Annotated in this window: 12 protein-coding genes; 10 read left to right on the top strand and 2 right to left on the bottom strand. The window is 37.1% G+C overall.

Annotated elements, in window-relative coordinates; all coding sequences use genetic code 11:
* The first annotated feature begins 177 nt into the window (after positions 1–177).
* Genes tsaB through tsaD form a run of 4 tightly spaced genes read left to right on the top strand, consistent with a single transcriptional unit; the run spans position 178 to position 2,907 of the window.
* Positions 178–900, top strand: a complete 723-nt coding sequence (gene tsaB / locus IGJ76_RS04845; protein WP_430596766.1) for a tRNA (adenosine(37)-N6)-threonylcarbamoyltransferase complex dimerization subunit type 1 TsaB — start codon at positions 178–180, stop codon at positions 898–900.
* On the top strand, positions 884–1,426 hold the full coding sequence (rimI, locus tag IGJ76_RS04850) for a ribosomal protein S18-alanine N-acetyltransferase (protein ID WP_067484191.1): 543 nt from the start codon (positions 884–886) through the stop codon (positions 1,424–1,426). The genes tsaB and rimI (IGJ76_RS04850) overlap by 17 nt, the downstream gene beginning before the upstream one ends.
* Before the next feature lie 6 nt (positions 1,427–1,432).
* Positions 1,433–1,900 carry a ribosomal protein S18-alanine N-acetyltransferase gene (gene rimI / locus IGJ76_RS04855; protein WP_067484420.1) on the top strand — a complete coding sequence of 156 codons (468 nt, stop codon included), beginning with the start codon at positions 1,433–1,435 and terminating at the stop codon, positions 1,898–1,900.
* Positions 1,897–2,907 (top strand): tRNA (adenosine(37)-N6)-threonylcarbamoyltransferase complex transferase subunit TsaD, encoded by a 1,011-nt coding sequence (gene tsaD / locus IGJ76_RS04860; protein WP_067484193.1) that lies wholly within the window; start codon positions 1,897–1,899, stop codon positions 2,905–2,907. Before rimI (IGJ76_RS04855) ends, tsaD begins: the two co-directional genes overlap by 4 nt.
* 307 nt (positions 2,908–3,214) lie before the next feature.
* On the opposite strand, the gene IGJ76_RS04865 is transcribed toward tsaD, so the two are convergent.
* Positions 3,215–3,925, bottom strand: a complete 711-nt coding sequence (locus IGJ76_RS04865; RefSeq protein ID WP_067484195.1) for a Crp/Fnr family transcriptional regulator — start codon at positions 3,923–3,925, stop codon at positions 3,215–3,217.
* 471 nt (positions 3,926–4,396) lie between these two features.
* Here IGJ76_RS04865 and arcA point away from each other — a divergent pair, with 471 nt between their 5' ends.
* From arcA to argS, 4 genes are all read left to right on the top strand, one after another.
* A complete protein-coding gene (arcA, locus tag IGJ76_RS04870; RefSeq protein ID WP_067484197.1) occupies positions 4,397–5,626 on the top strand; it encodes an arginine deiminase in 1,230 nt (409 codons plus the stop codon).
* Positions 5,627–5,742: 116 nt separating this feature from the next.
* Positions 5,743–6,762 carry an ornithine carbamoyltransferase gene (gene argF, locus IGJ76_RS04875; protein ID WP_430596767.1) on the top strand — a complete coding sequence of 340 codons (1,020 nt, stop codon included), beginning with the start codon at positions 5,743–5,745 and terminating at the stop codon, positions 6,760–6,762.
* Positions 6,763–6,863: 101 nt separating this feature from the next.
* Positions 6,864–7,811 (top strand): carbamate kinase, encoded by a 948-nt coding sequence (gene arcC / locus IGJ76_RS04880; RefSeq protein WP_067484201.1) that lies wholly within the window; start codon positions 6,864–6,866, stop codon positions 7,809–7,811.
* Between the two features lie 442 nt (positions 7,812–8,253).
* Positions 8,254–9,945: an arginine--tRNA ligase gene (gene argS, locus IGJ76_RS04885; RefSeq protein ID WP_067484203.1), complete on the top strand. Its 1,692-nt coding sequence runs from the start codon at positions 8,254–8,256 to the stop codon at positions 9,943–9,945.
* A gap of 94 nt (positions 9,946–10,039) precedes the next feature.
* On the opposite strand, the gene IGJ76_RS04890 is transcribed toward argS, so the two are convergent.
* On the bottom strand, positions 10,040–10,510 hold the full coding sequence (locus tag IGJ76_RS04890) for an arginine repressor (protein ID WP_067484205.1): 471 nt from the start codon (positions 10,508–10,510) through the stop codon (positions 10,040–10,042).
* Between the two features lie 357 nt (positions 10,511–10,867).
* On the opposite strand from IGJ76_RS04890, the gene rpsB reads away from it, so the two are divergent.
* Entirely contained in the window at positions 10,868–11,650 is a 783-nt protein-coding gene (rpsB, locus tag IGJ76_RS04895; RefSeq protein ID WP_067484207.1) for a 30S ribosomal protein S2, read from the top strand.
* A gap of 100 nt (positions 11,651–11,750) precedes the next feature.
* Positions 11,751–12,632, top strand: coding sequence for a translation elongation factor Ts (tsf, locus tag IGJ76_RS04900; RefSeq protein ID WP_067484209.1), 882 nt, complete (start codon positions 11,751–11,753; stop codon positions 12,630–12,632).
* The last annotated feature ends 78 nt before the right edge of the window (positions 12,633–12,710 follow it).

Raw genomic sequence — 12,710 nt, forward strand, 5'->3', positions numbered from 1 at the left:
CGATCAAAACTAGCGGAATTTTTGTAAGAACCTACTCATCAAGCAATGCTTGTATCAGACGACATTGCTTATGGTTCTTATGAGGCTTCGCTAGTTTTTTTGTTGTTATCTCAGATTAGGTTTCCGCTAAAAATGTGCTACAATAAGAAACGATAGTTAATGGAAAGGAATCAAAACATGATTACATTAGGAATTGATACAGCAAACCAAACTTTGGCTATAGGTGTCGTGGAGAACGATGTAGTTCTTGGACAAATTCAAACGAACATCAAACGAAACCATAGCATTACGTTGATGCCAGCAATTGATCAATTATTTGCAGATCTACAATTGGAGCCATCAGCGATTGATCGTATCGCAGTTTCTGACGGACCAGGTTCATATACTGGTCTAAGAATAGGCGTGACGACTGCGAAAACTTTAGCCTATACACTAAAGAAAGAATTGGTAGGTATCTCTAGTTTGAAAACAGTCGCAGCTAACTGTGTGAATGTGGAAGGTGTGATTGTGCCACTCTTTGATGCGAGACGTAAAAATGTTTATGCGGGCGCCTATCAATGGAAAAAAAATCAGCTAGAAACATTGATTGAAGACAAGCATTCCTCATTAGTCGATCTACTCACAGAATTAAAAACACTTGAACAATCCATTTATTTTGTTGGTAGTGATTGCCAAAAATTTGAAACAGAATTAAACGAAGCTTTACCAGAAGTAACAATCAATTTGATTCCTCAATGGGATATCCCAAATGGAACTGTGCTGGCAAATTTAGGAGCACAAGCTGTCCCTGTCTCTGATGTTCAAGCATTCTTACCACGGTATTTGAAAAAGGTAGAAGCGGAAGAAAAATGGCTAGAAACTCATACGCCTGGAGCCGAAAGCTATGTTGAAAAAATTTAAGCAATTAACGAAACATTTGTTCCGAGAATCGTCTTTTTATCCTGCTAAAGAGCTAGAAGTAAATCAAGATACCTATCAAATACGCCAATTGACGACAGCAGACATCAAAGATTTGTTGACAGTCGAGCGAGAAGTTTACCTTGGTGAACTACCTTGGACGCGGAGTGCATTTTTATCTGAATTTCGTTCTCCTTTGGTTCATTTGTATCTGGGCGTCTTTATTAATGAGGAATTAGTGGGATTTATCGGTTCACGAATCATTGGAACAGATTGTCATATTACAAATATCGCCTTGATGTCTCGCTATCAGCGAAAAAGCATTGGCTCGTTCTTAATTGACGAAATAGAAAAGTTTGCTATAATGAATCGCTGTGAGACTCTTTCGTTAGAAGTTCGCGTAGGCAATCGTGATGCGCAAAAGTTGTACCGAAAGCTGGGCTTTCAATCAAGAACCATCAAAAAAGGGTATTATACTGAAAACAATGAAGATGCCTTAGATATGGTAAAAATTTTAGAAAAAGAGTGAAGAATGTTGATTTATCAAAAAGCAGCATTTGATTACAATGACTTGGCAGAAAAACTCTGGTTGATTAGTAATCAGGCATATACACACGGTTCACCATGGACAAAAACACAATTTTTAACAGATTTACAGCAACCTCATACAGATTATTTGATAGCGATTGAAGCAAACGAAATCGTTGGCTTCTTAGGTTTTAGCCGTGTGGTTGATGAAGTTGAAATTACCAATATTGCAGTAAATTTAACCTCACAAGGAAAAGGTCATGCACGACAATTACTGAAAGCATTAATTCAGCAAGAAAAAGCAAATGATGTGTTTCAAGTTTTTCTAGAAGTTCGTAAATCAAATGAACGGGCAAAATGTCTGTATGAATCAGAAAAATTTCGAGTATTGGGTATTCGTAAATCTTATTACCAACAACCGGTAGAAGATGCCTTTATTATGAGTACCAAGTTAAAGACGGAGACGATGAAATGAATAGAGAATTGATTCTTGCGATTGAATCAAGTTGTGACGAAACAAGTGTTGCTGTTGTAGAAAATGGCACGAAAATCTTGTCGAATATTGTCGCATCACAAATAAATAGTCATAAACGATTTGGTGGCGTTGTACCAGAAGTTGCTAGTAGACACCACGTAGAACAAATCACACTTTGTATAGATGAAGCTTTGGCTGAAGCGGAGGTAACAGTAGCTGAACTTTCAGCGGTCGCAGTTACTTACGGACCAGGATTAGTTGGTTCTTTATTAATTGGTATTTCTGCTGCTAAAGCATTTGCATGGGCAAATAACTTACCTTTGGTCCCCGTTAATCACATGGCAGGTCATATCTATGCTGCACGCTTTGTTAAACCGTTTGAATTTCCGCTAATCGCCTTGCTAGTTAGTGGTGGGCATACGGAACTGGTTTATATGCAAGAAGATGGTTCTTATGAAATTATTGGGGAAACACGGGATGATGCAGCTGGTGAAGCGTATGATAAAGTTGGACGCGTCCTCGGGTTAAGTTATCCAAGTGGAAAAGAAATTGATGAATTAGCGCATCATGGAAAAGATAATTATCATTTTCCAAGGGCGATGATCCATGAAGCAAACTATGATTTTAGTTTTAGTGGATTGAAAAGTGCGTTCATCAACTTAGTTCATAATGCAGAACAGCGTGGGGAAGAGCTAGATAAAAATGACTTAGCGGCTAGCTTTCAAGCAAGTGTTGTTGAAGTGCTAGTGACCAAAACATTACGAGCATGTAAAGAATTTCCAGTGAAACAATTAGTTGTTGCTGGGGGCGTTGCTGCTAATCAAGGGCTTCGTGAAGGATTAGCGACAGCTTTAGCGAAAGAATTGCCAGAAGTTGAATTGATTATCCCACCACTGCGTTTATGTGGGGATAATGCAGCGATGATTGGGGCAGCAGCCCATGTTGAACGGCAAAAGGGAACCGCTGCTGATTTGCAATTGAATGCAAATCCTAGCTTGGTTTTGTAAAAACGGCTTGCTAGGTAAAGAAGAGTTTGTAGAGGAAATGCCCAGCTCGAATAAATAAGGATAAATTACCAGAAATTGTTTCTCGAATTTTTGAGTAAGTTGGACTTATTTTGAAGAAGTTATTTCTTGAACACAGAGGATAAGTCTATGGCGCAAAACGTTTAGCTTTAAGTAATAAGGAATCTTTTCTAAAAACAGCTTTCCATATTTTTGTGAAAAGAGGACTTATTACTGAAGAAGTTTCTTTGAAAATACCGCTTATTAGAAAAAAGGAGATGCGACATTTTGTCGCATCTCCTTTTTTCTTTTACTCATTAGCATCTCGCAATGCAGGAGTTACAGCTGTTTTGCAAAAGGTAAATTGTTTTTTTCGATAATCAAGTAACCCGCTGTCACGTAATTGTTTGATGACTTGTCCAGCAGTTTCTCTGGTAGTTCCGCTATTAACAGCTAGCTCTTTTAAAGTGATTGGGTAGGGGATACAAATGTGTCCATCTTCTGTTGGAACACCAAGTTCTTCTTTTAAAATAAATAAATTTTGCTTCACTCGATCAAAGGCGCTGGAAGTTAATCCAATTTGAATTCGTAATTCGTGCATCTCGACAACTTTTGAAATTTTATGGATAAGTGCAATCAATTGTTCAGAATTATTTCGCGCAAGTTTTTCATAAAAGCTAACAGGCAAGTAAAAGGTATCAATATCCGTCATTGCTTGTGCGGTGTAAGCGTAAGCTTGTGCTTCAAAAATTCCCGCCATAGGAAATAATGTGTTTGCATTTACATAGTCATAATAGTAATAAGTGGCACTTTCATCATAGCGTTCAAGACGAACGAGTCCTTTCGTTAAAATATAAAAGCGTTGACGCTCGTCGCCTTCATCAAAAAGGATTTGGCCCTTTTTGTAGGAACGAAGGACGGTATGTTCCTTAATCAATTGAAATTCTTCGTCAGTAAAATGCATGAAGTCTGGTTGGTATCTTAACTTGGAAAAATGGTAATCAATTTTAGTTATTCGCATGTCAAACCTCTCTCCTTATTTCTTCACTACTACTATTGTCCCGTTTTTCACTTGATTTGTAAAGATAAAGAAATAACGATAATTATAAGCAGTTTTGGTAGAGTAAAAAAAATTTTTGTTATTAAAGAAAAAATATTCATTAATAATCAGCTTAAATGAATATTAGGCGATTTGTTTATAATATATTGCATAAAAAATGCAATCAATACATAAGTAAACGCTAACAACGCTATTGATTCAATAATTTTTTTATATTCAGAAATATTTTTTTTATGAATAAATATTTTTTTTTGAGTGTTTTTGTCTGTAAAGAATGAATAAAACTTAATAAAATGAAGAAAAACGTTTAATTATTTAATAACGGAATATTAACGTGAAGAATCTCTCGTTTTGAATGCAAAGAAATTATGAAAAGGGTTACAAAATGACGGTATTCTATACATGTAATCAAAACGAAGGAGGCAACACAACATGGATAAACCAATTCACGTTTTCTCTGAAATAGGGAAGTTAAAAACCGTTTTATTAAAACGGCCTGGACAGGAAGTTGAAAACTTGACACCAGATATTATGGACCGTCTATTATTTGATGACATTCCGTATCTTCCGATTGCTCAAGAGGAACATGACTTATTTGCTAAGACGTTACAAAATGAAGGCGTTGAAACACTTTATTTAGAAAAACTCGCTGCAGAAGCAATTGATGCAGGCAATGTGAAAGAGCAATTCCTAAACAAAATGTTAGACGAATCGCACATTGCATCAAATGCTGTGAGAGATGGTCTTCATGAGTTCCTTCTATCAATGGAAACACAAGAAATGGTAGATAAAATTATGGCAGGTGTTCGTACGAAAGACATCGAAGTTCGTTCAAACAGTTTGTACGACTTGTCAGCAGACGATGAATATCCATTCTACATGGATCCAATGCCAAACCTATACTTTACAAGAGATCCATCCGCATCAATCGGAAATGGGATGACTGTAAACCGTATGACTTTTGAAGCACGTCGTCGTGAGTCAATGTTCACGGAATATATTTTGAACCATCACCCACGCTTTGCAAATAAAGGTGTTGAAGTTTGGTTAGATCGTGATACTACTGAACACATTGAAGGCGGAGATGAATTAGTCTTAAGTGATAAAGTTGTCGCAGTAGGGATTTCACAAAGAACCAACGCGAAAGCTTTGGAAACAATGGCACGTCGCTTATTTGCTAAAAATTCAGGATTTGAAAAAGTGCTAGCAATCAAGATTCCGAATAATCGTGCCATGATGCATTTGGATACAGTGTTTACCATGGTTGACTATGATAAATTCACAATTCATCCAGCTATTCAAAGTAAAAACGGAAAAATCGATGTCTTTACAATCGTTCCAGATGGTGATGACATCAAGATCACTCATTCTGATGATCTACATGCAACATTGAAAGATGCTTTAGGATTAGATGATCTAGTCTTGATCCCAACTGGTAATGGCGATGCAATCGTTGCTCCACGTGAACAATGGAATGATGGCTCAAATACTTTAGCTATTGCACCAGGTGTGGTTGTCACTTATAACCGTAACTATGTATCAAATGAATTACTAAGAAGCTACGGCATCAAAGTGTTGGAAATCAATTCAAGTGAATTGTCTCGTGGCCGTGGTGGTCCACGTTGCATGAGCCAACCGCTTGTACGTGAAGATTTGAAATAAGTTTGAGTATTCCAGCGACGGTCCTACTCTACTGTCAGCTGTCGCTGGAATTTCCTCTTAAATCAATGAAATTCCGTCTTAAATTATAAAAACAAACTAAAGGAGAATGTTTTATTATGAAAGAATCAGTATTTCAAGGAAGAAGCTTATTAGCAGAAAAAGATTTTACTAAAGAAGAGTTACAATATTTAATTGATTTCTCTCAACATTTAAAAGATTTGAAAAAACGTGGAGTTCCACATCATTATTTAGAAGGCAAAAACATTGCCTTATTATTTGAAAAAACTTCTACACGTACACGTGCAGCTTTTACAACTGCAGCTGTTGACTTAGGCGCTCATCCAGAATACTTAGGTGCAAATGATATTCAATTAGGTAAAAAAGAATCAACAGAAGATACAGCTAAAGTCTTGGGTAGTATGTTTGACGGTATTGAATTCCGTGGCTTCAGCCAAAAAATGGTTGAAGAACTTGCTGAATTCTCAGGTGTTCCAGTTTGGAATGGTTTAACTGACGAATGGCATCCAACACAAATGATCGCCGATTTCTTAACCATCCAAGAAAACTTCGGAAAAGTTGAAGGAATCACTGTTGCTTACTGTGGTGATGGCCGTAACAACATGGCAAACTCATTATTAGTAACTGGTGCTATTTTAGGAACAAATATGCGTATCGTTGCACCAAAAGAACTACAACCAGAAGAAGACATCGTGAAATTAGCAGAAGGCTTTGCAGCTAAATCAGGTGCAAAACTAATGATTACTGACGATGTTGATAAAGGTGTTGACGGCGTTGACGTACTTTATTCAGACGTATGGGTATCAATGGGTGAAGAAGACAAATTTGAAGAACGTATCAAATTGTTGAAACCTTATCAAATCAACATGGAAATGGTTGAAAAAACACATAACACAGATCGCTTGATCTTCTTGCATTGCTTACCAGCATTCCATGACACGAACACTGTGTATGGTGAACAAATGAAAGAACGCTTCGGTATTACTGAAATGGAAGTAACTGATGAAGTCTTCCGCAGCAAATATGCACGTCAATTTGAACAAGCTGAAAACCGTATGCACTCAATTAAAGCAATTATGGCTGCAACATTAGGCAACTTGTTTATCCCTCGCGTTTAATAAACCACATTCATCTCATGTACAAAACGAGGCAGAGGACGCAAGTACTTGCTGCCTCGTTTTGTCATTGATTAACATTGTCTGAAGAAAGGGCGAATAATATGGCAAATCGAAAAGTTGTTGTCGCTTTAGGCGGTAACGCAATTTTATCAACTGATGCAAGTGCAAAAGCACAACAAGAAGCATTGATGGAAACAGCAAAATACTTAGTAAAATTTATTGAACAAGGTGACGAGTTGATTATTTCTCATGGGAATGGTCCACAAGTCGGTAACTTATTGATCCAACAACAAGCAGCTGATTCTGAAAAAACACCAGCGATGCCATTAGACACTTGTGTTGCAATGACTGAAGGTTCTATTGGTTATTGGTTACAAAATGCAATGGGTGAAGTATTGAAACAAAAAGGAATTGATAAAGATGTTGTATCTTTAGTCACGCAAGTTATCGTAGATGAAAACGATCCTTCTTTCAAAAACCCAACAAAACCAATTGGTCCGTTCTATTCAGAAGAGGAAGCTACTGCACAAATGAAAGCAGATTCAAACGTAACGTTTAAGGAAGATGCTGGTCGTGGTTGGCGTAAAGTAGTTGCTTCGCCAAAACCAATTTCAATCAAAGAAGCACGTGTAATTGAAGCATTGGTTGATCAAGGCGTAGTTACTGTTTCTGTTGGTGGCGGTGGTATTCCGGTAGTTGAAACAGCCACTGGTTTAGAAGGTCGCGAAGCGGTAATCGATAAAGACTTTGCTTCAGAAAAATTGGCAGAAATCATTGATGCCGATTTATTGATTGTTTTAACTGGTGTGGACAATGTTTATGTGAACTATCAAAAACCGGACCAAAAGAAATTGGAAACTGTAACTATTTCAGAAATGAAACAATATATCAGTGAAGATCAATTTGCTCCTGGTAGCATGCTGCCAAAAGTTGAAGCAGCTATTCAATTTGTAGAAGCTCGACCAAATGCAAAAGCAATCATCACTTCTTTAGAAAACATTGAAAACTTACTAGCTTCTGAAGAAGGAACGATTGTTGTTGCTGATTAATTTGTTAAGTCTTTCGTGTAAACGAAATGATTTATAGCTATTCTTGCCCAGGTGGAGTTTCTTCTCCTTTAGACCATCTGGGCAGTTTTTTTATAAAGGAGCTAGCCAGAAATGTTTTTTTCTGCTATAATTCAAAGCAGTTTAATACTTTTATGATTTGTTGAACAAGAGAGTACTTGTGCTGATTCTTGCTGAGCGAGTTCGGATGATTGGTGGGAGCCGAATGAAGAAGACACAACGAAGCGCACTTGGAGAATTTCTGTCTTTGAGTTAATCAAAGCGGACGGTCATCTACCGATAGCAGATTGAGTAGGTCTTGATGTATAAGACAACTGGAGTGGTACCGCGGGTAATCTCGTCTCTAGTAATCACAGCGATTGTGATTGCTAGGGACTTTTTTTTATTGTCTTCAACAATCATGGAAAATTTAGGAGGAACTTAGATGAATAACAAAGACTTAGTTGCAAAAGCCGTTTATGATGTAGTGAAAGACGACTTGACACTTGAACAAGTACAACAATTATTAGAAAATCCAAAATCAGCGGATCATGGTGACGTCGCTTTTCCAGCTTTTTCATTGGCGAAAATCTACCGTAAAGCACCACAACAGATTGCAGCAGATTTAGCTGAAAAAATTGCACCAGAAAACTTTGAAAAAATTGAAGTTGTTGGACCTTATTTAAACTTCTTTATGAACAAAGAAGCAATCAGTCAAGCTGTACTTGAAGCAGTAGTTGAACAACAAGCACATTATGGTGATAGCACAATTGGCAATCAAGGTACAGTACCAATCGACATGTCCTCACCAAATATTGCAAAACCAATCTCAATGGGACATCTACGTTCAACAGTTATTGGAAACTCCATTGGGTTTATTTTAGAAAAAATTGGGTATCAACCCATTCGAATCAATCACTTAGGTGACTGGGGAACTCAATTTGGTAAATTGATCGTTGCCTATAAAAAGTGGGGGTCAGAAGAAGCAGTCAAAGCTGAGCCAATCAATGAATTATTGCGTCTTTACGTGAAGTTCCATGAAGTAGCTGAAACTGAGCCAGAATTAAATGATGAAGCACGTTCATGGTTTAAACGCTTAGAAGAAGGCGACACAGAAGCTATTGAATTATGGCAATGGTTCCGTGATGAATCAATGAAAGAATTCAATAAAATCTATGATTTATTAGAAGTTCGTTTTGATTCATTGAACGGTGAGGCATTCTATAACGATAAGATGGACGAAGTCGTTGAACTTTTAGAAGAAAAACACCTATTAAAAGAAGACAAAGGTGCAGAAATCGTTGATTTAGCTAGTTACGATTTAAATCCTGCTTTGATCAAAAAATCAGATGGCGCGACACTGTATATCACTCGTGACTTAGCTGCGGCACTTTACCGCAAACGTACGTATGATTTTGCCCAATCACTATATGTTGTTGGGAATGAACAAAGTTATCACTTCAAACAATTAAAAGCTGTCTTGAAAGAACTTGGTTTTGACTGGTCAGATGAAATGCACCACATCCCATTTGGCTTGATTACTCAAGGTGGTAAAAAATTATCAACACGTAAAGGGAAAATCGTTTTACTTGAAGAAGTATTAAACGAAGCAATCGATTCTGCAAAAGAACAAATCAGTGAAAAAAATCCAGACTTGGAAAACAAAGACATTGTTGCCAAACAAGTTGGGGTTGGTGCAGTAATTTTCCATGATTTGAAAAATGATCGTTTGAATACATTTGACTTCAACTTAGAAGAGGTTGTACGTTTCGAAGGTGAAACAGGTCCGTACGTTCAATACACACATGCTCGTGCAATGAGCTTGCTAGAAAAAGCAAACTTTGTTCCATCAGCTGATGCACATTATGCACTAAATGATGATAGCAGTTGGGAAGTAATCAAGTTGGTTCAAAAATATCCAGAAACTGTTTTATCTGCTGGTGAAAAATATGAGCCTTCAATTATTGCAAAACATGCAATCAAATTAGCTCAAGCATTTAACAAATACTATGCACATACAAAGATTTTGGCTGATGATGGTCAAAAAGAATCTCGTTTAGCATTAGTTTATGCAGTAGCTGTTCTATTAAAAGAAGATTTACGTTTACTTGGTTTACACGCACCAGACAAAATGTAATTGAAACGGATTCCGTTTAGTTAAAGACAAAAATAAAAAGCAGCAGACTCAAATGAAAAGTTTGAAGTCTGTTGCTTTTTTTATTTTATAGTTATCAATGTAATAAGTGCTCTTTAAAATACAGTTCAATTTTTTTTGCATCTTCTTCTGATTCAGAAAGGACGATGACCGTGTCAAATCCGGCAATCGTGCTGAGCATGTGTGGTGGCTTGATATCATCTAAAATGGAAGCAAATAAATGCGCATTGTCTGGTAAAGTACCGATAATTGTCAAAAAGTGGACACGTTCGACTTTTAGTACGATTTCTTCAATCATCCGAATTAAGCGTTGTTCTTCTTCATTTTTTGTTTCGTCATCGTCTTCACCATGAAATAAAACAAAACGGGGAAGACCATCAGCATCAGGTACCTTAACGATTTTCAAATCACGGATGTCGCGAGAAATTGTTGCTTGCGTTGCAGTTACCTGATAGTCACCTAATCTAGTTAATAAATCTTCTTGTGTTCGAATGGGAAACTCTTCAATAATTTGTTTAATCAATAAATGTCGGTCGGCTTTTCGCATCGTTTTCTCCTTTACAAAAGATTTCATCCGTATCATAACAAAAAAAGTTAAAATTGCCCACCCGCATTTTCTTTTTTGAATCAAAAGAGTTAGAGAAGATGGAGAACAGAAAATTCAAGTGAAAATAAGAATTTTACTTGAAAAAAACAAATTGTTCCGTTAAACTAATGAATGTTGAGCAGAAAACTCTTTTTCTTATTGCTATAGGTAAAATTTATCTGTATAATAACTAAGGATGCTTTTTGCATCAATAAATCCACATTTTTGTTGGATTGTCAGTAGGTGCTTGCAAAAGTTTGCTGGCAAGTTTGAAGACAAGAAGAGGAAAATAAAAAACCTAATTGGAGGAAACACAAAATGGCAGTAATTTCTATGAAACAATTACTAGAAGCCGGCGTACACTTTGGTCACCAAACACGTCGCTGGAACCCAAAAATGAAGAAATATATCTTCACAGAAAGAAACGGTATCTACATTATTGACTTACAAAAAACAGTTAAATTAGTAGATGCAGCTTATGACTACATGAAAAACGTTGCTGAAGAAGGCGGCGTAGCATTATTCGTAGGTACTAAAAAACAAGCACAAGAAGCAATCAAAGAAGAAGCAACTCGTGCAGGTCAATACTTTGTAAACCACCGTTGGTTAGGTGGAACTTTAACTAACTGGGATACAATCCAAAAACGTATTAGCCGCTTGAAACAAATCAATGCAATGGAAGCTGATGGAACTTTTGAAGTTCTACCTAAAAAAGAAGTTGCTGGTTTGAACAAAGAGCGCGAACGTCTTGAAAAATTCTTAGGTGGTATCGCTGATATGCCAAGAATCCCAGATGTAATGTACATCGTTGACCCTCGTAAAGAACGTATTGCTGTTCAAGAAGCTCATAAATTAAATATCCCAATCGTAGCTATGGTTGATACAAACTGCGATCCAGATGAAATCGACGTAGTAATCCCTTCAAACGACGATGCAATTCGTGCCGTTAAATTGATCACTTCAAAAATGGCTGATGCATTTATCGAAGGAAACCAAGGTGAAGACCAAGTGGTTGAAGAAGATTTTGTAGCAGAAAACAATGCAACATCAATCGAAGAAATCGTTGATGTCGTTGAAGGCGACAACTCTTCAGCAGAATAATTTTTGAATGATGGAGCTGTTTCAAAGGCTAGGCGACAAGCCTCACTCTCCTTTGAAACAGCTTTTTTTAAAGAAAAACACTACTTAGGAGGACTATAAAATGGCAGACGTTACAGCTAAAATGGTAAAAGAACTACGCGACATGACTGGCGTAGGTATGATGGATGCGAAAAAAGCATTAGTAGAAGTAGAAGGCGATATTGAAAAAGCAGTTGATCTTTTACGCGAAAAAGGAATGGCTAAAGCAGCTAAGAAAAATGACCGTATTGCAGCTGAAGGTTTAGCAGCAGTTGCTGTTAAAGGGAACACTGCAGCAATCGTTGAAGTTAACTCAGAAACTGACTTCGTTTCTAAAAACGAAATGTTCCAAGACTTAGTAAAAGAAATTGCAGAATTAGTTGCTGAACACAAACCAGCTGACATGGAAGCTGCAATGCAAATCAAAACTGAAAAAGGCACAATTGAATCTGAATTAATCGAAGCTACACAAGTTATCGGTGAAAAAATCAGCTTCCGTCGTTTTGAAGTAGTTGAAAAAGAAGATAACGCTGCATTCGGTGGTTACTTACACATGGGTGGACGTATCGCTGTATTGACAGTTTTAGATGGCACAACTGATGATTCAGTTGCTCGTGACGTTGCTATGCATGTTGCTGCTATCAATCCTCGTTATGTAAACGAATCACAAATTCCTGCTGAAGAATTAGAACATGAAAAAACTGTTCTAACTGAACAAGCATTAAACGAAGGTAAACCTGCTAACATCGTTGACAAAATGGTGGAAGGCCGCTTGAAGAAATTCAAAGCAGAAATCGCTTTGGTTGACCAACCTTTCGTTAAAGATCCTGACATGACTGTTGAAAAATTTGTAGCTTCTAAAGGCGCAACTGTTCAATCATTTGTTCGTTTTGAAGTTGGCGAAGGTATCGAAAAACGTGAAGATAACTTTGTAGAAGAAGTTATGAGCCAAGTGAAAAAATAATTCTGTTGAATAACAGATGGGAACGCACTCTATTGTGCGCTCCCTTTTTTTAGGCAAATGCCAAAAAATGTAAGCATT

The sequence above is a fragment of the Enterococcus sp. DIV0175 genome (assembly GCF_050529075.1).
Lineage (GTDB): Bacteria > Bacillota > Bacilli > Lactobacillales > Enterococcaceae > Enterococcus_B > Enterococcus_B thailandicus.

What these genes read in the sequence shown, in the direction of transcription:
- argF (WP_430596767.1), top strand. Translation starts at nt 5,743, where the DNA reads ATGAAAGAATCAGTATTTCAAGGAAGAAGCTTATTAGCAGAAAAAGAT.
- IGJ76_RS04865 (WP_067484195.1), bottom strand. Translation starts at nt 3,925, where the DNA reads ATGCGAATAACTAAAATTGATTACCATTTTTCCAAGTTAAGATACCAA.
- argS (WP_067484203.1), top strand. Translation starts at nt 8,254, where the DNA reads ATGAATAACAAAGACTTAGTTGCAAAAGCCGTTTATGATGTAGTGAAA.
- rpsB (WP_067484207.1), top strand. Translation starts at nt 10,868, where the DNA reads ATGGCAGTAATTTCTATGAAACAATTACTAGAAGCCGGCGTACACTTT.
- IGJ76_RS04890 (WP_067484205.1), bottom strand. Translation starts at nt 10,510, where the DNA reads ATGCGAAAAGCCGACCGACATTTATTGATTAAACAAATTATTGAAGAG.
- tsaB (WP_430596766.1), top strand. Translation starts at nt 178, where the DNA reads ATGATTACATTAGGAATTGATACAGCAAACCAAACTTTGGCTATAGGT.
- arcA (WP_067484197.1), top strand. Translation starts at nt 4,397, where the DNA reads ATGGATAAACCAATTCACGTTTTCTCTGAAATAGGGAAGTTAAAAACC.
- rimI (WP_067484191.1), top strand. Translation starts at nt 884, where the DNA reads ATGTTGAAAAAATTTAAGCAATTAACGAAACATTTGTTCCGAGAATCG.
- arcC (WP_067484201.1), top strand. Translation starts at nt 6,864, where the DNA reads ATGGCAAATCGAAAAGTTGTTGTCGCTTTAGGCGGTAACGCAATTTTA.
- tsaD (WP_067484193.1), top strand. Translation starts at nt 1,897, where the DNA reads ATGAATAGAGAATTGATTCTTGCGATTGAATCAAGTTGTGACGAAACA.
- tsf (WP_067484209.1), top strand. Translation starts at nt 11,751, where the DNA reads ATGGCAGACGTTACAGCTAAAATGGTAAAAGAACTACGCGACATGACT.